Origin of the sequence: Nonomuraea sp. CA-143628 (assembly GCF_050942315.1) — a bacterium.
Classification (GTDB): domain Bacteria; phylum Actinomycetota; class Actinomycetes; order Streptosporangiales; family Streptosporangiaceae; genus Nonomuraea.
The window spans coordinates 690,131-710,694 of sequence record NZ_CP192072.1 but is presented as its reverse complement, the minus strand read 5'-3'; the positions used below and the strand labels follow the sequence as shown (position 1 = coordinate 710,694).

Below are 20,564 nucleotides of genomic sequence, written 5' to 3'. Positions count from 1 at the left end.
AGAATCGTCGCTTGTGAGCGAAGTCTTTTCCGCCACGTCGGCGGAGGATGCCGAAGACCTGGTCCGGGCGCGGACCGGGGACGACGCCGCGTTCAACCGGCTCGTGGAGCCGTTGCGCCGGGAGCTGCACGCCCACTGCTACCGCATGCTCGGCTCCACCCACGACGCCGACGACGCCCTCCAGGACGCCCTGCTGCGGGCGTGGCGGGGGCTCGCCCGCTTCGAGGGTCGCGGCTCGCTGCGCTCGTGGCTGTACACCGTGGCCACCCACACCTGCCTGGACACCATCGCATCCAGGGGCAGGCGGGCCCTGCCGATGGACCTCGGGCCGTCCAGCGACCGCGCCGTGCTCGGCGACGCCCCGCTGACCGACATCGCCTGGCTGGGCCCCTACCCAGACGCGGGTCTCGGCGCGGGCGGCCCTGCCGCGCGCTACGAGCAGCGTGAGGCCGTCGAGCTCGCCTTCGTCGCCGCCCTGCAACACCTGCCGGGCAACCAGCGGGCGGCGCTGCTGCTCTTCGAGGTCCTCGGGTTCTCCGCCGCCGAGATCGCCACCACGATGAACACCTCCACCACGTCGGTGAACTCCGCCCTGGCCCGAGCCCGCAAGATCGTCGCGGAGAAGGTGCCCGCCCCCACCCAGCAGCGGACGTTGCGCCAGATCGACGACGCCCGGGTGCGGGAGATCGTCGCCGGTTACTCCACCGCGCTCGAACGCGGCGACGCCGACGCCCTGGTCGCGCTCCTGACCGAGGACGTCACCTGGTCGATGCCGCCGCTGCCGCACTGGTATCACGGCCTGGCGGCCGTCGCCGACTTCGCCACGCGGGTCCCGCTGACCGCCTGCGGCAGCTGGCGGCACCTCCCGGTCACCGCGAACGGCCAGCCCGCCGTGGCCTGCTACCTCCGGAACGACGGCTCCGGCGCACACCTCGCCTGGTCGATCAACGTACTGACCCTGCGTGGCGAGCGCATCCGCGAGATCACCTCGTTCATCGGCGCCGAGCACTTCACGCCCTTCGGACTGCCCGCCTCACTGCCCTGAGCTGCTCAGGGGCGCCGGTGGCGGTAGTGGTGGGCGGCCAGGGCGACGGCGCACGCGATGGTGGCGAGCCCGAATCCGATGCCGACGAAGATGTTGGAGCCGATGTTCGAGGTCACGATGTTGAGGACGGCACTGATCGCGAGCAGGAGCCACAGCACGGGACGGAGCATTCCGCGCCGAGCGTCGGCGGACTGTGCCGGACGGGCTGCCTCGGAGACGTTCAGGATCTCGGACATGAGGTGCTCCTCACTCGATGGGCTGTCACACATCGAAGCTACGGACGATCACCGCTGACGACGATCCCACCCATGGGACAAGCGGGGTACAGCAGGCTGTACTCCTCGGCCGATGATCTGCCGACCGCCCAAGTGATGCCCTATTGTCCTGGGCTGAGGAGGCGCCGCCCGGGCGATCTCCTGGGCCAGGGAGGTGCCGCATGCCGACGGACGACCCCACGACCGGCCGGCGGGCGGCCCGCTGGGACGCGTTCGCTCTCGCCCGCGCCCGAGTCATCCTGGAAGCGCTCGAACACCTCGTCGGCGGGCTCGGCACCTCGTTCCTGGCGTTGGTCGCCTTCGCGTTGCTGATCGCCACCGCGGTCACCAGCCTCGTCGGCGTGGGCCTGCTGCTGGCGCCCGTCACGCTGCGCGTGGTGCGTGTCGTCGCCGATCGGGAACGCGGGCGGCTCTCCCGCTGGGGCCCGGAGGTCGTCGGCCCGGAGCCGGTGCCGCACGGGCTGCGCGCCGCCCTCGCGGACCCGGCCGTACGCCGGGAAGCGGGCTGGGCGGCGACGCATGCCGTCTTCGGGCTGTGCGTCGGTGTCATCGGTCTCTCGCTGCCCCTCTGGGCGGTGCGTGACATCCCCTTCCCGTTGTATTGGCAGCTGCTGCCACCGGACGTGGCGGCCACGTCGGCCAGTGGGCTCTGGACTGTGCAGGGCTGGCCCAGCGCCCTCGCCGTCTCCCTGCTGGGCCTCGGCTGGATCGTCATCACCGCCACGGTCATCCCGGGGATGGCACGGCTGCAGGCCTGGCCCGGACGTCGGCTCCTGGCACCGGTCTCCGGCACCGACCTCGCGCTGCGCGTCGTACAGCTCACCGCGACCCGCGCCGCCGCGCTCGACGCGCACTCCGCCGAGCTGCGGCGCATCGAGCGGTCGCTGCACGACGGGACGCAGAACCGCATCGTCGCCGTCAACGTCCTGCTCGGCGCGGCCCGCCGGGCTGTGGCGCGCGACCCGGCCAGTGCCGAGGCCATTCTCGAACGCGCGCAGGACGCCGCCGAGCAGGCACTCGCCGAGCTCCGTGGGGTCGTCCGCAGCATCCTGCCGCCGGTGCTGACCGACCGGAGCCTCTCTGACGCGCTCACCGGTCTGGCCACGGCCTGCCCGGTGCCCTGCCGGATCGACGCCGACCTGCCCGTCCGGTGCGCCTCCTCGGTCGAGGCGACGGCCTACTTCGTGGTGGCCGAGACGCTCACGAACATCGCCAAGCACAGCCGTGCCAGTCACGCCGACGTCCTGGCCCGCCTCCAGGACGACCGGCTCCACCTGCGGATCACCGACGACGGCCAGGGCGGGGCGGACGAACGCGACGGGTCCGGGTTCGTCGGCATCCGCCAACGTACCGAAGCACACGATGGGACATTCATGCTGACCAGCCCGCCCGGTGGGCCCACCACCGTGACCGTGAGCCTGCCATGCGGATCGTGATCGCCGAGGACGATCCGCTCCTGCGCGAAGGGCTCGCGCTGCTGCTCCGTGCCGAGGGCATCGACGTCGTGGCCACCGCCGGCGACCCCAGCGGCTTCCTGGACGCCGTCGAGGCCCACAAGCCGGACGTCGCGATCGTCGACGTACGGATGCCGCCGACCCACACCGACGAAGGGATCGTCGCGGCCGTCGAGGCCCGGCGCCGCCGGCCGGACCTGGCCGTGCTCGTGCTGTCCGCCTATGTCGAGCAGGCGTTCGCCACTGAGTTGCTCTCCCACGGCAGCTCCCGGCTCGGGTACCTGTTGAAGGAGCGAGTCGGGCGGGTGGACGAGTTCCTGACCGCGCTGCATCGGGTGGCGGACGGGGGTACGGCCATCGATCCGGATGTCGTCGCGCAGCTGCTCGTACGCACCCGGCCCGACACCCGGCTGGAGCGCCTCAGCCCACGCGAACGCGACGTGCTGGCCCTGATGGCCGAGGGTCTGGGCAACGCGGCCATCGCCGAGCGGCTCTTCGTCACCGATGGCGCCGTGCACAAGCACATCCGCAGCATCTTCGCCAAGCTCGACCTGGCACCCACCGACCGGGCGGACCGGCGCGTCACCGCCGTCCTGCACTACCTGGAGGACGCCAACCGCCGAGTTTGAGCCGGGGTCACTTGCTGGGCTGGGGTGTCTCGCAGGCGATCTTCGGGTTCATGCCGACATAGTTGAGGGGACCGGCCACGATCGTCACGGCGATGGTGGCCAGCTTGTTGCAGTTGTCGACCGGTCCCGAGTAGTAGTCGCGCTGCCCCGCCGCGAAGGCGCCGACGATCAGCCAAAGGATCACCACTACAGACGCTAAGCGCATCGGTTCTACCTCCATCATTCGGCCTTGGTCACCAGTCTCTCCCCCTGGCGAGGCCGAGGAAACGGAGGAGTTTTCCCACTGTCCGTCACTGAAGAGGGACCTTCGGCGACTTTCTGAGCGGAGGAGCGCCGGTGGTCAGGTCCTTGACCTGGCCGGTGGTGCTGGTGGCCGCCAGGGCGACGGCGAACAGGATGAGCTGATTGAGAATCTTGAGAAACACCAGCATCCCCACGGCTCCGGCGACCACCTGGTAGGCGGGGTTGGCCGCGGTGAGGTTGAGGTAGACCTGCCCGAGGGTCTTGAGGATCTCCAGGCCGAACGTGATGACGAGGGCCGGGCCGATCACCCTGCGCAGCGGCAGGTGCAGCCGGGGCGGGGCGGTCAGCAACGCCATGGCCAGCAGGGTGTTGATGCCGAGACCGATGACGAACGCGGCCGCGGACAGCATCCACTGGGCCCAGTCGGCGTCCGTGCCCACCGTGTGGACGGCCAGCCAGCTCAGCAGCCACTCGGCGGCGAAGGCGAGGGCGATCGACAGGAAGAGCAGCACACCGAGTCCGGCCACCACGGCCAGGTCGATGAGCTGGCGCAGGAAGAACCGCCCCGGATATTCCTCGATCCGCCAGATCGCCCGGCTGGCCGAGCGCAGGGCGTCCATCCAGAACAAGCCCGTCAACGGCAGCGCGACGAACGCCACCGCCCCGGCCGTCGCCCGCGCGTCGATCAACGCCTGAACGTCCAGCCTCGGGAAGTTCTCGCTCAGATAGTGCCGCACCGCCTCCAGCACCGGCGGATAGTCCAGGTATCGGCCGAGAATGGCGAATCCCAGCAGCGCGAGCGCGAAGGTGGCGAAGAAGGAGTAGTACGTCAGCGCGGCCGACAACCGGCCGGCGTCCACCTTGTCGTAGCGGATCACGGCCCGGACCAGATGATCCAGCCAGCCATGACGACTTCTCGCCCGAGCCCAAGCCGCCGACAACCGTCCGAGCCTGCTCACCGTACCGTCCAAACCCGCTCGATCTTCAGTCTGGGCATCTACCCGAGCCTGCGCCGAATCATCCCGGGCGCACCTTACTGGGCGGCCGGGATCCGTGCCTATCAGGATCGGAGGTGAGAGGCTGGAAGACGTGAAGCCGGATCGGGGGCCCCTCTGGGGGCTGGTGCCACCCACGCTGGCCAAGCTGGCCGCCTGGAGCGCCTGCTTGATCCTCATCGGCGTAGTGGCCAACTACGTGGTCAACGCCGTGGTGCTGATGCACCTCATCGCCCTGCCGGTCGCGGTCGCGCTGCTGCTGACCGCACTGCTGTTCCCCCTCACCAGACGGCTGCGCGCGATGGGTCTGCGGCCGATCTACGCCACGTGGATCACCATGCTCGTCGCGTTCGCCGTGGTGGCGGGGACCGGCTGGGTCATCGGCGTACGGGCCAACGAGGAGTTTCCCGGCCTGGTGCGGCAGGTGCAGCAGACCGCCAAGACGATGGAGGGCTGGCTCTACACCGGTCCGCTGCACGTCAAGCCGAACCAGCTCAGCAACTGGGTCGACGACATCGCCAACCTGGTCACCGAGCAACAGCGGCAGATCACTTCGACCGTGCTCGCGGGCACCGTCGTGCTGCTCGAAGCGCTGGCCGCGACCGTCCTGCTGCTCTTCGTGACGTTCTTCCTGCTCAAGGACGGGGACCGGATCTGGGCGTGGTTCCTCAAGGGGTTCGGTACGGTCGCACCACGGGTCGATCGCGCCGGGCGCACGGCCTGGGTCACGCTCTCGCACTACGTGCAGGGCACCGTGGCCGTGGCGGCGGTGCACGGCATCCTCATGGGCATCGTGCTGGCGGTCATGGGCGTCCCGCTCTGGGCGGCGCTGGCCGTGCTGATCTTCCTGGCCAGTTTCATCCCGATCGTCGGCATCTTCTTCGCCGGAGCCGTCGCGACGCTGGTCACGCTCGGTGCGAAGGGCCCGATCTACGCGCTCATCTTCGTCGGCGTCCTGGTCGTCGAGCAGCAGTTGGAGAACCACGTCCTCCAGCCGCTGATCGTCGGCCGGGCGCTCCATTTCCATCCGCTGGCGATCATCATCGTGCTCTCCGTCGGCGGCGTCCTGGCGGGGATCGCGGGCGCGATCGTGGCCGTGCCGATCGCGGCGATCCTGTACCGATCGGTGCCCGAACTCTTCCGGGACGAACCGCCCCCGCTCCCCCCTGTGCCGGAGCAGGAACCACCGCCGGACCACGGCAAACCCGCCCAGACCGCCGGCGGACCAACGCTCCCGACCGGGCGACGCGATGATGCGCGGCGGGACTAGGCGCTCGTGGCCAGGAGGATCTTCAGCAGCTCGTCGGGCGCGTCCCGCATCACATTGTGCCTGGACGCGAGGGCATGCGCGCGCCACGACGGATCGGCCAGCGCCCGCTCGTAGGCCGGCTTGAAGGCCGACTCCCCCTCGCCCTCGGCCGCGTACACATAGTCCTTGCTCCGGAACCGGTCGAGCCCGCCGCGCAGGCGGATCGACTGGATGAGGGAGGCCAACGGGTGCGGCGTCGCCCGCGGATCGAAGAAGGGCAGCGGCGCGGTCGCGTAGCCGTTCGCGTGGGCGTCGCCGATGTACCAGTGTCGCTGGTCGTCCGTGGCCAAGGTCCAGCAGGAGTCTCCGTCCTCGGGTACGAAGGCGTCGACATAGACCAGACCGTCGACCCGCTCGGGGACACGGTCGGCGGCACCGGTGATCACCATTCCGCCATAGCTGTGCCCCACCAGCACGACGTCGGTGATCTGCTCGTCCTCCAGGAGATTCACCACGTCCTCGACGTGCGTGTCGAGGTTGACCGAGGCGTTGAGCAGGTGTTTCCTGGCCCCCAGCCCGGTCAGCGTGATCGGGTACGCCTCATGGCCGTGCTGGCGGAGCCGGCGCGCCAGCGGTTCGAAACACCACGCGCCGTGGCAGGCGCCGGGAACAAGTACGAAGGTCGTCATCTGGATTCCTCAGGTAGGTGGCGTACGTCCCCAGCCTCCGGCAGAACGAACCAGAAGTCCAAGAGATGGTATTTCTCATAACTAGAACCACCAGTTATGGAGTGGCACGATGGTGACGTTCGAGCCCTACGCCATGCAGGAGGTTCCCCGTGCTGCGTCGAGTCTTGGGGGCGCTCGCCCGGACCACGCCCGACCCACGGCAGTCGGCCGAGGCGGATGCCTGCGCCTATGGCGCCCAGTTGCTCAGCGAAGCCCGCGAGGAGCTGAACAAGGCGGACACCAAGGCGCAGGTCCTGCTCGGCATCGTCGGCATCGGGCTCGGCGCCGTGGCGGGCGGGCTGCTCGCGGGCAGCTGGTCGCCCTTCACGCTGTCCAACGCCGTCGAGTGGCTGTGGTGGGCCGGGGCGGCCGCGGCCCTGGCGGCGGTGATCGTGCTCGCGAGTGCCGTCTACCCCCGGTTGGACCGGCGGGAGCAGAGCAGCGGTGTCATGTACTTCGGCGACGTGGCGCGCTTCGCGTCCACCGCAGCCGTGTCCAGCGCCTTGATGCGCTCGTCGACGCTGGACCTGGAGCGGATCGCGGACCAGCTCCGCAGGGTGAGCAAGATCGTCGGCCAGAAGTACCGGCTCATCCGATGGGGATTCTGGCTCGTGCTCGGCGGTACGACGGCCACGGTGAGCGCGGTCCTGATCAATCTCGTGCTCAGCGCGTCTCCTCCATGAGGGCGAACGGCGAATCAGGATCCGGCGGCGGAAGGGGGACACCCAGTTGCCGGAAGGCCGTCCTCAGCGCGGTCTCGCTGGCCATGACGAGCTCGAAGGCGTTCGCGTGGCGCTGCGCGTCAACGATCTTCGCGAAGAGCTCGAGCAGTTCCTCCACCTTCTCCTTCCGTTCGTCGAGCATCTCGTCCGTGATGTCGGCCACCTTGTCCAGAGCCTGCGTGAGCCGTACGGCATGGCGGGCGGTCGAGCTGTTCATGCTCTCCGACAGGAACCGCTCACAGACCGCCCGCGATGCGCGCAGCTTTTGCACGTGCTGGTCGATCTCCTTCGCCCTCGCATCCATCTTGTAGAGCTCGTTCTCGTGAGCGCGTCGTAGCTTCTTCACCTCCTCGGGCACATCGAGCTCCACGGTCGCGCGCCACTTGCCCGTCACCGAGTCGGTCGGCCGGTCGTCGAACCAACGCAGCAGGTCAGCGTTCGCCGTCTCCTCGGCCTCGGCCGGCTCGAAGATGCTGTGCCGGCGCAGCGAACGCCGGACGATCTCCCGGACATAGTCCTTGATGGAGTGGTCCTTGTCCTCTTTCAGCTCCTTCCACGGCCGGAAGACGAGCGAGCCCGTGGCCGAGCGCCGCCAGAGCCACACGTTGACGGTGAATTTGTAGCCGTCGCCCTGAGCCGGGGCGGTGAAGATGTAAGAAGCCTCCTCGGGCGTGACCTCCGGCTCTGGCGCGGCAGGTGGTGGCGCCGCCTCGGGTGCGGAGCGGACCGGAACCCTCGTCCAGCGCCCTATGAGCAGAGAGTTCTTGATGGACGGCATTTCAGCCTTCTCTCATGAGTCGGATATATCGGGAGAACTGGTTGCCGGTGATGGTTCCGCGCTTGTGCCACAGATACAGATGGAAGGTCCAGGAGGGCCGGAGCCTGTTCATGGGCCGGCCGAGCATCTCCTCGACGACGGCGTTCACCTCGGGCTTGGTCGCCGCCCGCTCCGCCCACTCGGCGATGAGCGACCACGAGGAAGGCGTGTACGCGGGCAGCCATGAGGTGCCGAACTTCTGAGACAGGCCCCAGTTCAGGGCATTGGTCCAGAGCAGCGCGAGTTCGCTCACCGGCTCGTGCTCATGAAGCGGCGGGTACGACTCATGCTCCTGAAGCGCCGACGCCAACCGGACGAAGGCCAGCGCGGCGGTCAGCCGCTCGCCGACCTCGCCCCTCGCCCATCGGGCCAGCTCCCGCAGGACGGTCTTGGCCGTGGCGGAGGTGTAGACCTCCGCCACGGATCGGGCGACGGCGTCGCAGGGCTCCAGATATGTGGCGGTGTGCGCGATGGTGCGGAACGCGCCGAGGGCGTCCTTGATGTTCCTGATCCCAATGGTCGAGCCATAGGCCAGTGCGGCGGAGAGCCGCTGGAGATAGGTGCCGGTCGTCCAGACCTTCAACTTGTCACGTACCAGCACGGCCACGTCGGGGTCGTTGACGGCGGCGGCTTCCAGCGCCCACGTGAGCACCTTCGTCCGATCTTCCTCTTTGCTCCAAGGCGTGAAGAAGCGCTTGTCGATGACCTGGAAGTCGCAGGTCGCGAGCCGGCCGACGGCGTAGGCGGCCTTCAACTGGACCCGCCAGTCGTCTGCCTCGACGAGTTCGGCGAGCCAGTCGTACAGAGCGGGGCGGATGGCGGGCTGCTGCTCCCAGACCAGGGCCAGCAGCCGCGCCGCCATGCTCGGCCGGATCTCGACGCGTTGCCCCTCACCGCCCCGCGCCGCTTCCGCGGTGCTCAGCCCCGGATAGCCGGTCCACTCATGGAGCCGCTCCCAGACGGGGATGCCCCGGTCTTCCCCGTCGTCTTCGTCGCGTTGCTCGTCCTGTCTGACCCTTACGGCGAGAGCCAGCGCGGCATCGGACACGATGGCCTCGGGAAGGCCGTGCAGCACAGCACTGCTGACCAGGAAATGCCGGCCAAGGCCGGTTTGGTCATTCTTGAGGTTCTCAGACAGCTGCGCGAGAGCCGCGTAGGGCAGCTCCGTGATCATGTCTGCCAGCGTTCGCCCCTGTCGGAGGCCGCCCACGATCTGCTCGGCGATCCTGACGGCTTCCCAGGGACGGCAGCCGGCGATGTGCTCGCTCAGCCGCTCGTCCTCCGCCGCGAGATCCTGCTCGATGCCTTCGACGTGGTGCACCAGCCACTTGCGGAAGACCTCGGTGGCGGTGGGCGGCTCGTGCGTGACCACGGACTTGGTGATCGCGCAGTCGTTCGTGACCACGACGATGATCGTGGCGGCACTCTCCGACGCAACCGCGCGCAGCCGCTCAAGCATTGCCTCGGGATGGCGCGGCCAGGTGCCGTCGTCGGCTCGGAGCACGTAGCCGTTGCCCGGCCGAAGGTTCTCCGGCCGGATCTTCTTCGGGTCCTTGACGCTCAGAAGGTTGCACGTCAAGCCGTGCTCCATGAGGGCGTGCAGTGCCGCCGTCCACCGTCCGGTGTGCGGGTCCCCCCTGAGCAGCACCACGGGACCGGCGGCCAGTCGTTCGAGCAGTTCCCGCTGCGACAGGGTCGTCACCAGGCAGGCACGGATGGTGTCGAAGTCCTCGGTGGGCACCGGCCAGGAGCGGACGTCCGCGTCCTCGCCACCGAGCTGGATGAGGAGGTCGCGGCCCGCTCCGTAGACCGTGCCGCCGTTGTCGGCTCGATAGTCTGAACCGCCGTACCAGTTCTGCCCGACGTCGATCATCTCGGCGCGCAGCCGGCGCTCCTTCTGTTCTTGTTCGATGCGCTCGGTCAGCGACGGCTCCGGTTTGCCGGGCTTTTCCTCGGCAGGGGCTTCGTCGGTCGCGATCTCCGGCTCTTCCTGCGGCGGTGTCTCCTCGGTCATGGGCGAGGCTTCCGTTCGGGTTGTGCGACACGCTTGATATCGCGGCCGGCCACGAAGCTCACCCCGTCACCCGTGGTCTGGACCTGGTTTCCCCCGTACCAATCGCCGCGGACGTTCACCCCGCCGGCCGTCGGGCCGGGTCGGCTCTCGTCTTCCGGCCCGGCCTCGACGTCGAACTCCTCGAGTCCACGGATCGCGTGCACGTTGTGCCCCGGCAGATGGATGTAGGCGGTGTACTCCTGCTGCTTGACCTTCGCGCGCACGCGCCGGAAGTCGTCGGCCGACGGGCCGCCATACCCCTGGCCGACGTAGTCGGCGTAGAAGGTGTCGGAAACGATGACCCCCAGGTTCGCGTCCTTGACGGTTCGCAGTGCCGCCCGCAGGGCGTCGGCGTTCACCAACCGCCCGCTCGCGACGGCGTGCCGGCCCGGCGATCCTGCGGGACCGTCCACGTGGATCGGACCCGCGTGGATGGCGAGCCGCAGGCGGAGGCGGGGCTGCGACGCGGTGTCGTTGTGCGCGTCGACGGCTTCGCGTAGCGCGTCCGTGAACGGGCCGAGGAGCCGCGCCGGATGAATGCTCGAAGGAAGGACGACGAACTCGCCGTCGCCTTGGGGCTGCCGCTTCCAGTCGAGCAGGCCCAGCCCGGCCGCGCCCGCCGCGAGGTCGAGCAGCCGGATCATGGCCGACTGCAGGACATGTTGCTCCGTGTTGTTGCGCCCGCTGTAGTCCTCGATGTCGTAGGTCAGCATGGCCCGGTATTCCGGCGTGTCGTTCATCTCACTCCCTGTCGCGATGCCCTGCCGTACAAGAGAGACGCTGATGCCACTGGGCGGGAGACCAGCGTGATTTTTATGGGTTCCGCGAAACGATCTCGGCGAACTTCGTCAGCCCGTCCATGTCCGTGATGACCACGCGCCGATGACCGCGCAGGACCCATCCGCGCTCGGCCAGCGATCGAAGGGCCCGCTGCACCGTGGCCTCCTTGGCACCGATCAGGCCGCCGAGCTCGGCCCTGGTGAGGGGGACGCCGATGTCCACGCCTTCCCCGACGACGTGACCGTGGCGCGCGGCCAGCGCGAGAACGATCCTGGCCAGGCACACGTCCGCGTCATAGCCGGCGAACTCGAGGCGTCGCTGGTTGGCCCACCGCAGACGATCGCTGAGCAGCCCGGAAAGGGCGAATCCGGCTGCCGGATGGCGCTGCAGATAGCCGAGGAAGGCGGTCCCCTTGATGACGCAGACCGAGGTCAGGCCGCACGCATCGGCGTCCGCGCTGCGTCTGCCGCCACCCAGGATCGCCATTTCGCCGATGACATCGCCGCGGACCCGTACGGCCAGCAGCACGCGCTCACCGTTCTCCGCCCAGGTGGTGACCTTCACCAGCCCATGCAGGATCAGATAGACCAGTGACCCCGGCTCGCCCTGACGTACGAGCGGGGTTCCGTCGGGCACCGCGCGAGTGACGCCGAGCTCGATGAGTTCGGCCGGCATCGCCGCGGGGAGCCGGGCGAGGAAGGTTCCCTTCGGCCACGCGTACTCCCGCTGACCTGCCACCGCCGAGCCTCCAGCGACGAGCGACTCAATCTTCCACCCGAATATGACACCGGTGAGACTCCTGGCCAACAGCTCGGGGCCATCGCGTCCTTCACGCGGTGAGCCGGGCGATCTGCCGTAGCTCGCCGCGGGTCGTCTCGCAGTCCAGTCGCCGGAGTTGGTCCACCACCCGGCCGGCCTGAGGGCTGTACTTGAGCTCCTCGGGGCAGGTCTCCGCCACCTTCCTGAGCATGGCGGTGGCGGCTTCCGGGTTGCGGTCCATGGCGTGGGCCGTGGCCAGGGACAGGAAATAGCGGGCCTGCCGGTCCTTCGCGTACAGCCGGTCGGCGTCGACGTCCGCCGCCAGCCGGATGGCCTGCCGGTAGCGTCCCATGCGTGCCGCCACCACCACCGCGTGCAGGTCCACCTCGGTCATGAAGTCCACGCCGAGCTGTCCGCCGAGCTTGCGGGCGCGGTTCAGGAGTTCCTCGGTCCGGAGGAGGTCGTTCTCCTCGGCGGTGGCCAGCGCCGCCGTCAGGTAGCAGGTGCCGATGGTCGACGGGTCGTCCGTGAGCTCGGTCGCGGCCAGGCACAGGCGGCGGGCGTCGGCGTACCGGCCCAGGTGGATGAGGACCTCGGCCAGCTCGGCCCGGGTGAGCGCGGGCAGGTGGCGGTCGGCGACCCCACGGTCGGCGGGCGCGGCGGCCACACCACGGTCGGCGGGTGCGGCGGCCACACCACGGTCGGCGGGTGCGGCGGCCACGGCGCGGTCGGCGGCCAGCAGGGCGAGGGGGTGGTGGCCGCAGCCGCGCAGCAGCGTCGCGAACAGCCGGTAGACGTCGGTGAGGTCGGCGGCGGCGGCCTGCCGGTCCTCGGCCCTCGCGTGCTCCGCCGACGTGTCGGCCATCAGGAGGAGGGCGGGCAGGCGGCGGCGCAGCTCGGTGTAGCGTCTGGGCGAGCGCCGCCAGATCTCCCACGCCGACGACACGTGGCGGTGGACGCGGTGCACGCTCTCGGTGACCTCGTCGGCGCACAGCCGGGGGAACAACAGCGCCCGGCCGACGTCATCGCATTCGCCGTGGTCGCCCGTGGCCGGCAGTGTTATGTGACCGCCGATGAGTTCGGAAAGGTCGTTGACGCGGAGTACGTCGGCGATTCGCATGATTGTGGATAATCGGTCCAGCGGCCTGGCGCCTTTTTCGACCAGCCGGAGCCATTCCTCGCTGCAGCCCACGAGATTCGCCAGAATGCGCCGGGACAGGCCGCGTGCGCGGCGCATGGCCATGATCCGGCCGCCGTCGACCAAGAAATCGCTGGCCATGCCGCCAGATTAGGTGATGAATTCGACGGCCATCGACGGCCATAAATGACCGCCGCTTTGTGCCAGCGGGCGGCGGGGAAAAAGCCGCTATCGTAATTCGGAGAATCGTGGGATGCCGTCGCGCAACTCCAGTTGGATCCGGGCGGCCCGGCCGGGGTGAGACTGCCGCGACACCGTTCGGCAGGAGGAGACCACGATGACGATCGACGTCGAGTCGATACGGAAGGCATTCCCGTTCTTCGAGACAGCCGCTGACGGCTCCCGTCCCCCCGTCTACCTCGACAGCGCCGCCACCACGCAGAAGCCGGCCGTGGTGCTCGACGCTCTCAGCCACTACTACACGCGCGCCAACGCCAACGTGCACCGTGGCGTCTACCGCCTGGCCGTGGAGGCGACCGAGCTGTACGAAGGTGCCCGGCGCAAGATCGCGGCCTTCGTCAACGCGCCGCGCGCCGAGGAGATCGTCTTCACCAAGAACGCCACGGAGGCCACCAATCTCCTGGCCAACACCCTGATGTGGGGCGACGGCCGGCTCCGGGTCGGTCCCGGCGACGAGATCGTCCTGACCGAGATGGAGCACCACTCCAACCTCATCCCCTGGCGGCTGCTCGCCGAGCGCGTGGGGGCGAAGGTCAGCTATCTGGGCATCACGGACGACGGCCGACTGGACCTGTCCCGCCTGGCCGAGCTGGTCACGGAGCGGACCAAGGTCGTGGCGGTCGTGCACGCCTCGAACATCCTGGGCACCGTGAACCCCATCGCGCCGATCGCGGCCCGCGCGGCCGAGGTCGGCGCCCTGCTGGTCGTGGACGCGGCGCAGTCGGTTCCGCATCTCGGGGTGGACGTCGCCGCGCTCGGGGCCGACTTCGTGACGTTCTCCGGGCACAAGATGTGCGGGCCCACCGGGATCGGCGTGCTGTGGGGCCGGCACGAGCTGCTGGCCGGCCTGCCACCCTTCCTCGGCGGCGGCGAGATGATCGAGACGGTCAGCGTGGACGCCATGCACTACGCCGCGCCGCCGCTCAAGTTCGAGGCCGGGACGCCGCCGGTGGCGCAGGCGGTCGGCCTGGGGGCCGCGTGCGATTTCCTCTCGGAGATCGGGATGGACGCGGTCGCCGCCCACGACCAGGCACTGATCGAGTACGCTCTGGACCGGCTCGGTGAGGTGCCCGGCATCCGGTTCATCGGCCCCGCGGACACGACCGACAGACTGCCGCTGCTCTCCTTCGTGGTGGACGGCATGCCGCTCCAGCAGGTGCGCACGGCCTTGGACGAGGCGGGGATCGCGGTACGTTCGGGTCACCACTGCGCCCAGCTCGCGTGCAGCCGCTTCGGCATCCCGGCGGCCATCCGCGCCTCCTTCTACCTGTACAACTCGCCCAACGAGGTCGACGTCCTGGCCACGACGCTGGAACAGGCGCGCGGCTCCCGGCGGGGCCGGCAAACCTCGGACACGGTGTACGAGGCCGCCGACACCCGCCAGGTCCGCCCGTACCAGGAGGTCCTGGTGCCGGGGATCTTCCGGCCCTGGGCGTACCGGCTGGTCGAGGAGCTGGCTCCCGCCCAGGGAGCCAGGGCGCTCGACATCGGCACCGGGCCGGGCACGGTGGCCCGCGTCATGGCGGCGGCCGTGGGCGACGGCGGGGCCGTGGTCGGCACCGACCCGAGCCCGGCCATGCTCGCGCTCGCGCGGGAGGAGCCGCCCGTCAGCGGGGCCCCGATCCAGTACGTCGAGTGCGGCGCGGCTCCCCTGCACGTGTCGGACGAGGCGTTCGACCTGATCACCATGCAACAGGCGCTCCAGTTCGTCCCGGACCGGCGCGCCGCGGTGGCCGAGATGCGCAGGGCCGCCCGTCCCGGCGCGCGGATCGCCATCGCCACCTGGTCACCGCTCCGGCGCAACCCGCTCTTCCGCGCCCTGCACGACGCGGTCGGCGCGGTGCTCGGCCCCGGACCGGCCGCGTTGTTCGAGGAGCCGTGGTCGCTGGGCGGGGAGGAGGTCGCCGACCTGGTGGAGGAGGCGGGCTTCGATCAGGTCGAACTGCGCGAGTGGACGGTGCCGGTCACCATCCCCGGCGGACCGGACGCCCTGTGCTGCCTCTTCGGCTTCTCGGCGGTGGGCCCGCACATCTCCGTCCATCGCCGGGACCTCCACGCCGCCGTCCGCGCGAACCTGGCCCACTGTACGGACGGGCACGGCGTGCACGGGGAGACCTCGGCGAGCGTGGTGACCGCCCAAGCCTGACCGTCAGGGACATGCGCAAGTCTCACCATTCCGCCATCGAGCCGTCGTCGTGCCGCCAGACCGGGTTGCGCCAGGCGTGCGGGTGGCGGGCGGCCTGCCGTACCGCCTGCTCGTCGATGGTCACCCCCAGGCCGGGCAGCGTGGTGCGGTGGGCGTGGCCGTCGGTGAAGGTGAACGGAGTGGGGTCGAGGACGTAGTCGAGGAGTTCGGCGCCGCTGTTGTGGTAGATGCCCACGCTCTGCTCCTGGATGAGGAAGTTGGGCGTGGCGAAGCCGATCTGCAGGCTGGCGGCCAGCGCGATCGGGCCGAGCGGGCAGTGCGGGGCGAGTTGCACGTCGAACGTCTCGGCGAGCGCGGCGATCCGCCTGACCTCCGAGATGCCGCCCGCGTGGGACAGGTCGGGCTGGGCCACGGCCAGGCCGGAGGTCAGCGCCGGCAGGAAGTCGGTGCGGGAGTAGAGGCGCTCGCCGAGCGCGATCGGCACGTCCGTCGCGGCGGTCAGGTCGCGGAGCCGGTGCAGGTGGTCGGGGGCCAGCGGCTCCTCCACGAACAGCGGTTGCAGGTCGGCGACGGCGGCGAGGACACGTCTGGCGTTGGCGGTCGTGGCGCGGCCGTGCAGGTCGATGGCGAAGTCGCGCCCGGGGCCGAGGGCCGACCTGGCGATCTCCGCCCTGCCCACCACGGACGCGAGGTCGGCGGCGGTGAGCGAGCGCGGCATCAGGCCCGAGCCGTTCATCTTGACCGCGGTGAACCCGGCCTCGACCTGCCTGTCGATCTCCTCCCGCAGCTCGCCGGGGTCGTCGCCGCCGACCCAGGCGTAGACCCTGACCTTGTCGCGGACCGGCCCGCCGAGCAGGGCGTGCACGGGCGCGCCGTAGTGCTGCCCGGCGATGTCCCACAGCGCCTGGTCGAGCCCGGCGACGGCGCTGGACAGCACGGGGCCGCCCCGGTAGAAGCCGCCCTTGGTGAGCACCTGCCAGTGGTCCTCGATCCGCAGCGGGTCCTGGCCGAGGAGATATTCACTGAGTACGTCCACCGCGGCCCGCACGACCTCGGCCCGTCCCTCGACGACGGGTTCGCCCCAGCCGACGATGCCCTCGTCGGTCTCCACGCGGCAGAACAGCCATCTCGGCGGCACCGGGAACGTCTCGATCCTGGTGATCTTCACAGCAGTTCCTCCAGGTCGCGCCACGCCTTGTCGAGCAGGTCCCGCATCGCCGCCTCCGCGGCGTCGCCGTCCTGTCTCTCGATGGCCGTCAGCACCGCCAAATGACTGGGTACGGGGTCGTCGCTGCCGCTGGAGCCGTGGACGAGCCGGTCGCGCCCGGCCAGGCCGGCCCCCATGACGACCTCCATGCGGATGAGCAGTTCGTTGTCGCCCGCCGCGAGCAGCGCCCGGTGGAAGTCCAGGTCGGCCGCGACGGGGTCGGCGGCGGACGCCATCGCGTCCAGCGCCTTCCGCAGCGCGTCGAGTTGTTCGGGGGTACGGCGCAGCGCGGCCAGCCGGGCGACCTGGGGCTCGACGATCGAGCGCAGCTCGTGCAGGTCGCGCAGGAATCCCGGGTCGGGGCGCCCGGCGAACTTCCACCGGATCACGTCGCCGTCGAGGAGGTTCCAGTCGGCGCGCGGGCGTACATAGGTGCCGAGCTTGGGCTTGGCCCCGATGAGTCCCTTGGCGGTGAGGACCTTCATCGCCTCGCGCAGCGCCGTCGAGCTGACGCCGAGCCGTTCCTGGAGGACGGTGACGTCGAGACTGTCGCCCGCCTTGAACTCCCCGCCGAAGATCATCGAGGCGATGGCCTCGACCGTCTGCCCGTGGAGCCCGCGCCCGCTGTAGGCCGCCATCACGTCGAGTCCTTCACGATGCTCCAGCCGCCGTCCACGACCACGCAGGCTCCCGTGACGAACGAGGCTTCCGGTGAGGCCAGGAAGGCGATCACCGCGGCCACCTCCTCGGGCGTGCCGAACCGGTCGAGCACGGTGGCCCGGACACTGTCCGCCCGGCCCGCCTCGTCCACCCGGTCCCAGGCGGGCGTCATGATCGGCCCGGGGAGTACGCAGTTGACGCGGACGGCGGGGCCGTACTCGACCGCCAGCTGCCGGGTGAGCGCGGTCAGCCCGCCCTTGGCGGCGGCGTACGCGGGACGTCCGGGCAGGCCGACGAGCGCGTGCACGGAGGAGGTGACCACCATGGCGCCACCTCTGGTGGCCAGGCCGGGCAGCAGCCTGCGGGCGGCCAGGAAGGTGCCGGTCAGGTTGACGCCGAGCTGCCGGTTCCACGACTCCAGCGTGGTCTGGTGCGCGGGCGCCACCTCGGCGGCGGCCGCGTTGCTCACGATCACGTCGATCGGGCCCCACTCGGCGACCCGGTCCCAGGTCTCCTCCTCGGCCACGTCGCCGCGCAGGTAACCGGCGCCTGTCCGCGGCGGTTCCGCGACGACGTCGACGACCAGGACGGACGCGCCCTCAGCGGTCAGTCGCGCCGCCGTCGCGGCGCCGATCCCCGACGCGCCACCGGTCACGATGGCAGTCCTGCCCGCGAAGCGCCCGCTCATGACCCGGCCAGTACGACGACATCACGGGGAGCCAGCTCCACCCCGGCCACGCTCACGGGCCGGTCACCGTGGTTGAGCAGGAACAGGTGCTCCCCACGCCGTACCGCCTCCACTTCGTCGGGCAGCCCTTGGATGACGGGCGCGACCTCCGCCAGCCGCAGGGCGTCGCGGACGAGCTCGCGCATGGCCCGCTCGTCGGGGCGCGTGCCGAGGTAGGTGGCGGCGCCCAGGCCGAAGGCGTGCCGGGTGATCGCCGGCGCCCCGGCGAGCGGGCCGCCGGTGTAGGCGGCCAGGACCTCGGCGCCTTCCGGCACGACGTGGTCGGCCCACAGGTCCGCGCTCCCGCCGGAGGTCAGGCCCACGGTCTCACCCTCACTGAGCGGCCAGAACTCCTCCACCCGCAGCCCGAGCAGCTCCCGGAAGGCGCCGGGGTAGCCACCCAGCCGGACGCGGTCGCACTCGTCGACGATCCCGCTGAAGAACGACATCAGCAGGTGCCCGCCTCCCTCGACGTAGCCGCGCAGGTTGTCGGCCGCCGCGTCGGTGCACAGGTAGAGGTTCGGCACCACGACCAGCTTGTACGCCGACAGATCCGCCTCGGGGGTCACCACGTCGACCGTGACGTTCTCCCGCCAGAGCGGCGCGTAGTGAGCGCGTACCCGCTCGGGGACCTTCAGCTCGCCCGGCCGCGCGTCCAGCTCCAGCGCCCACCAGTTGGCGTAGTCGTGCACGATCGCCACGTCGGCACGCACCCGCGAGCCCGCCACGTCGGACAGCGCCGCCAGCTCGGCGCCCAGCCCGGCCACCTCGCGGAAGATCCGGTTGTCCGCGCCGCCGTGGGAGACGATCGCCGAGTGGAACTTCTCCGCGCCGCCCGCCGAGGCCCGCCACTGGAAGTACATGACCGCGTCGGCGCCGCGCGCCACCGCCTGGTGGCTCCACAGCCGGTTCAGGCCGTCGCGCTTCGGCCGGTTCGGCGGGCGATAGCTGATCGCGCTGGTCGCGGTCTCCATCATCAGGTACGGTCGGCCGCCGCCCAGCGAGCGCATCTGGTCGTGGAAGAAGGCCGCGTCGATGTGCGCGCCGGGGTCCTTCGGCTCGGGGTAGATGTCGAGCGCCACCACGTCGAAGTCGGCCGCCCAGGAGGCGTAGTCGGCGACCGGCTCCCACATGCCCATGATGTTCGTGGTGATCGGCACGTCGGGGGTCAGCTGCTGGAGCGTCGCCCGCTCGGCCCGGTAGCAGGTCAGCAGCGCGTCGGAGCTGAAGCGGCGGTAGTCGAGATCCTGCGCGGGGTTGCGCAGGGTCGGGGTCGCGCGGGGCGGCAGCACGTCGGCCCAGTCGGCGGCCCGCTGGCTCCAGAACGTGGTGGACCAGGCGGCGTTCAGCGCGTCGAGGTCGCCGTAGCGCTCGCGCAGCCAGGTGCGGAAGTCCTCGGCGGAGACGTCGCAGTAGCACTCCTGGATGTGGCAGCCGTACTCGTTGCCGACATGCCAGATGCCCAGCGCGGGATGCCCGCCGTACCTCTTGGCCAGCTGGACGGCCAGATTCACGGCCGCCTCGCGGTAGACGGGCGAGCTGGGACAGTAGTGCTGGCGCGAGCCTGGCGACAGCCGCACGCCGTCGCGGGTGACCGGCAGCGTCTCGGGGTGCAGGCGCGACAGCCAGGCAGGCGGGGACGCGGTGCCCGTGGCCAGGCTGACCTCGATGCCCGCGTCGCCGAGCAGGTCCATCACCTCGTCCAGCCAGCCGAAGTCGTAGACCCCCGGCTCGGGCTCGACGAGGCCCCAGGAGAAGACGCCGAGCGTGACGATGGTGACCCCGGCCTCGCGCATGAGGCGGATGTCCTCGCGCCAGACCTCCGGCGACCACTGCTCGGGGTTGTAGTCGGCGCCGAAATGTACTCGGTCGTGCTTCATTCCTTGACGCTCCCTGCGGTGAGGCCCGCCCGCCAGAATCGCTGCAGCGAGGCCATGGTGACGACGAGAAGGAGCGCGGACACCGCCGCGCCGGTGACCGTGAGCTCGAAGAAGGCCGGGTTCCTGAAGGTCTGTGAGTTCCACAGGGCCAGGCCCAACGTGACAGGGTAGAGGTTCTGGTCCGACAGCATCACCAGGGGCAGGAAGTAGTTGTTCCAGATGCCGATGAACTGGAACAGGAAGATCGTGACCAGCGCCGGGCTCATGATCTTCAGGCCGATGCTGAAGAAGATGCGATACTCCCCCGCGCCGTCCAGCCGCGCCGACTCCAGCAGCGCGTCGGGGATCGCGGCGTTGGCGTGGATGCGCGCGAGGTAGACGCCGAACGGGCTGACGACGCTGGGCAGCAGCACCGACCAGAACGATCCGGTCAGGCCCGCCTGGCTGAAGATGAGGTACGTCGGCAGCGCCAGCACCGTGGCCGGCACGAGCACGCCCGCCAGCACCAGGTTGAACAGCGCCTCCCGGCCCCGGAAGGGGTATTTGGCCATCGCGTAGCCCGCCCCGGCCGACAGCATGGTGGCCACCAGCGCGCCGATACCCGCGTACAGGAAGCTGTTGAGTATCCACCGGCCGAACAGCCCGTCGCCGAACAGGCGGCCGAGGTTGGCGCCCAGCTGCGGGTGCGGCGACCACAGACCGAAGGTGCCGAACAGGTCGGCGGTGCTCTTGGTCGCGGCGACCAGCACCCAGACGACCGGCAGCAGGAAGTAGACCGCCGCCGCGAGGAGCAGCGCCATGACCACGACAGTGGCCG

At 70.2% G+C, this 20,564-nt stretch carries 20 protein-coding genes; 6 read left to right on the top strand and 14 right to left on the bottom strand.

The window, feature by feature from the left end:
• The first annotated feature begins 13 nt into the window (after nucleotides 1-13).
• Entirely contained in the window at nucleotides 14-1,045 is a 1,032-nt protein-coding gene (locus ACQP2T_RS03440) for a sigma-70 family RNA polymerase sigma factor (protein ID WP_433514737.1), read from the top strand.
• Nucleotides 1,046-1,050: 5 nt separating this feature from the next.
• On the opposite strand, the gene ACQP2T_RS03435 is transcribed toward ACQP2T_RS03440, so the two are convergent.
• Entirely contained in the window at nucleotides 1,051-1,281 is a 231-nt protein-coding gene (locus ACQP2T_RS03435; RefSeq protein WP_433514736.1) for a hypothetical protein, read from the bottom strand.
• A gap of 200 nt (nucleotides 1,282-1,481) precedes the next feature.
• On the opposite strand from ACQP2T_RS03435, the gene ACQP2T_RS03430 reads away from it, so the two are divergent.
• Both ACQP2T_RS03430 and ACQP2T_RS03425 read left to right on the top strand, forming a co-directional pair.
• Nucleotides 1,482-2,756 carry a sensor histidine kinase gene (locus ACQP2T_RS03430; protein ID WP_433514735.1) on the top strand — a complete coding sequence of 425 codons (1,275 nt, stop codon included), beginning with the start codon at nucleotides 1,482-1,484 and terminating at the stop codon, nucleotides 2,754-2,756.
• Nucleotides 2,744-3,403: a response regulator gene (locus ACQP2T_RS03425; protein WP_433514734.1), complete on the top strand. Its 660-nt coding sequence runs from the start codon at nucleotides 2,744-2,746 to the stop codon at nucleotides 3,401-3,403. Before ACQP2T_RS03430 ends, ACQP2T_RS03425 begins: the two co-directional genes overlap by 13 nt.
• A gap of 7 nt (nucleotides 3,404-3,410) precedes the next feature.
• Here ACQP2T_RS03425 and ACQP2T_RS03420 read toward each other — a convergent pair whose 3' ends face one another.
• Nucleotides 3,411-3,608 carry a hypothetical protein gene (locus ACQP2T_RS03420; protein WP_263655387.1) on the bottom strand — a complete coding sequence of 66 codons (198 nt, stop codon included), beginning with the start codon at nucleotides 3,606-3,608 and terminating at the stop codon, nucleotides 3,411-3,413.
• Between the two features lie 85 nt (nucleotides 3,609-3,693).
• Entirely contained in the window at nucleotides 3,694-4,524 is an 831-nt protein-coding gene (locus ACQP2T_RS03415; protein ID WP_433514733.1) for a YihY/virulence factor BrkB family protein, read from the bottom strand.
• Between the two features lie 211 nt (nucleotides 4,525-4,735).
• Between ACQP2T_RS03415 and ACQP2T_RS03410 the strand changes: the two genes are divergently transcribed.
• Complete coding sequence (locus ACQP2T_RS03410) at nucleotides 4,736-5,911, top strand: AI-2E family transporter (protein WP_433514732.1); 1,176 nt, start codon at nucleotides 4,736-4,738, stop codon at nucleotides 5,909-5,911.
• On the opposite strand, the gene ACQP2T_RS03405 is transcribed toward ACQP2T_RS03410, so the two are convergent.
• Nucleotides 5,908-6,579: an alpha/beta fold hydrolase gene (locus ACQP2T_RS03405; protein WP_357939376.1), complete on the bottom strand. Its 672-nt coding sequence runs from the start codon at nucleotides 6,577-6,579 to the stop codon at nucleotides 5,908-5,910. The two genes, ACQP2T_RS03410 and ACQP2T_RS03405, sit on opposite strands and share 4 nt — an antisense overlap.
• 149 nt (nucleotides 6,580-6,728) lie before the next feature.
• Here ACQP2T_RS03405 and ACQP2T_RS03400 point away from each other — a divergent pair, with 149 nt between their 5' ends.
• The gene (locus ACQP2T_RS03400) at nucleotides 6,729-7,301 is read left to right on the top strand and encodes a Pycsar system effector family protein (protein ID WP_433514731.1); all 573 of its coding nucleotides are present in this window, start codon (nucleotides 6,729-6,731) and stop codon (nucleotides 7,299-7,301) included.
• On the opposite strand, the gene ACQP2T_RS03395 is transcribed toward ACQP2T_RS03400, so the two are convergent.
• From ACQP2T_RS03395 to ACQP2T_RS03375, 5 genes are all read right to left on the bottom strand, one after another.
• Nucleotides 7,282-8,118, bottom strand: coding sequence for a hypothetical protein (locus ACQP2T_RS03395; RefSeq protein WP_433514730.1), 837 nt, complete (start codon nucleotides 8,116-8,118; stop codon nucleotides 7,282-7,284). The genes ACQP2T_RS03400 and ACQP2T_RS03395 overlap by 20 nt on opposite strands.
• 1 nt (nucleotide 8,119) lies before the next feature.
• The gene (locus ACQP2T_RS03390; RefSeq protein WP_433514729.1) at nucleotides 8,120-10,171 is read right to left on the bottom strand and encodes a hypothetical protein; all 2,052 of its coding nucleotides are present in this window, start codon (nucleotides 10,169-10,171) and stop codon (nucleotides 8,120-8,122) included.
• Nucleotides 10,168-10,950 (bottom strand): hypothetical protein, encoded by a 783-nt coding sequence (locus ACQP2T_RS03385; RefSeq protein WP_433514728.1) that lies wholly within the window; start codon nucleotides 10,948-10,950, stop codon nucleotides 10,168-10,170. Before ACQP2T_RS03385 ends, ACQP2T_RS03390 begins: the two co-directional genes overlap by 4 nt.
• 73 nt (nucleotides 10,951-11,023) lie before the next feature.
• A complete protein-coding gene (locus ACQP2T_RS03380; RefSeq protein ID WP_433514727.1) occupies nucleotides 11,024-11,728 on the bottom strand; it encodes a Crp/Fnr family transcriptional regulator in 705 nt (234 codons plus the stop codon).
• A 91-nt stretch (nucleotides 11,729-11,819) separates the two neighbouring features.
• Nucleotides 11,820-13,028: a helix-turn-helix domain-containing protein gene (locus ACQP2T_RS03375; protein ID WP_433514726.1), complete on the bottom strand. Its 1,209-nt coding sequence runs from the start codon at nucleotides 13,026-13,028 to the stop codon at nucleotides 11,820-11,822.
• Between the two features lie 196 nt (nucleotides 13,029-13,224).
• Here ACQP2T_RS03375 and ACQP2T_RS03370 point away from each other — a divergent pair, with 196 nt between their 5' ends.
• Nucleotides 13,225-15,273, top strand: coding sequence for a SufS family cysteine desulfurase (locus ACQP2T_RS03370; RefSeq protein WP_433514725.1), 2,049 nt, complete (start codon nucleotides 13,225-13,227; stop codon nucleotides 15,271-15,273).
• 22 nt (nucleotides 15,274-15,295) lie between these two features.
• Here ACQP2T_RS03370 and dgoD read toward each other — a convergent pair whose 3' ends face one another.
• From dgoD to ACQP2T_RS03345, 5 genes are read right to left on the bottom strand one after another with little or no spacing between them, the layout of a single operon-like run.
• Nucleotides 15,296-16,441 (bottom strand): galactonate dehydratase, encoded by a 1,146-nt coding sequence (dgoD, locus tag ACQP2T_RS03365; protein ID WP_433514724.1) that lies wholly within the window; start codon nucleotides 16,439-16,441, stop codon nucleotides 15,296-15,298.
• Nucleotides 16,438-17,118 carry a FadR/GntR family transcriptional regulator gene (locus ACQP2T_RS03360; protein WP_433514723.1) on the bottom strand — a complete coding sequence of 227 codons (681 nt, stop codon included), beginning with the start codon at nucleotides 17,116-17,118 and terminating at the stop codon, nucleotides 16,438-16,440. The genes dgoD and ACQP2T_RS03360 overlap by 4 nt, the downstream gene beginning before the upstream one ends.
• Nucleotides 17,118-17,828, bottom strand: coding sequence for an SDR family NAD(P)-dependent oxidoreductase (locus ACQP2T_RS03355; protein ID WP_433514722.1), 711 nt, complete (start codon nucleotides 17,826-17,828; stop codon nucleotides 17,118-17,120). Before ACQP2T_RS03355 ends, ACQP2T_RS03360 begins: the two co-directional genes overlap by 1 nt.
• Nucleotides 17,825-19,747, bottom strand: a complete 1,923-nt coding sequence (locus ACQP2T_RS03350; protein ID WP_433514721.1) for a beta-galactosidase — start codon at nucleotides 19,745-19,747, stop codon at nucleotides 17,825-17,827. The genes ACQP2T_RS03355 and ACQP2T_RS03350 overlap by 4 nt, the downstream gene beginning before the upstream one ends.
• Entirely contained in the window at nucleotides 19,744-20,547 is an 804-nt protein-coding gene (locus ACQP2T_RS03345; protein ID WP_433514720.1) for a carbohydrate ABC transporter permease, read from the bottom strand. The genes ACQP2T_RS03350 and ACQP2T_RS03345 overlap by 4 nt, the downstream gene beginning before the upstream one ends.
• Between the last annotated feature and the right edge of the window lie 17 nt (nucleotides 20,548-20,564).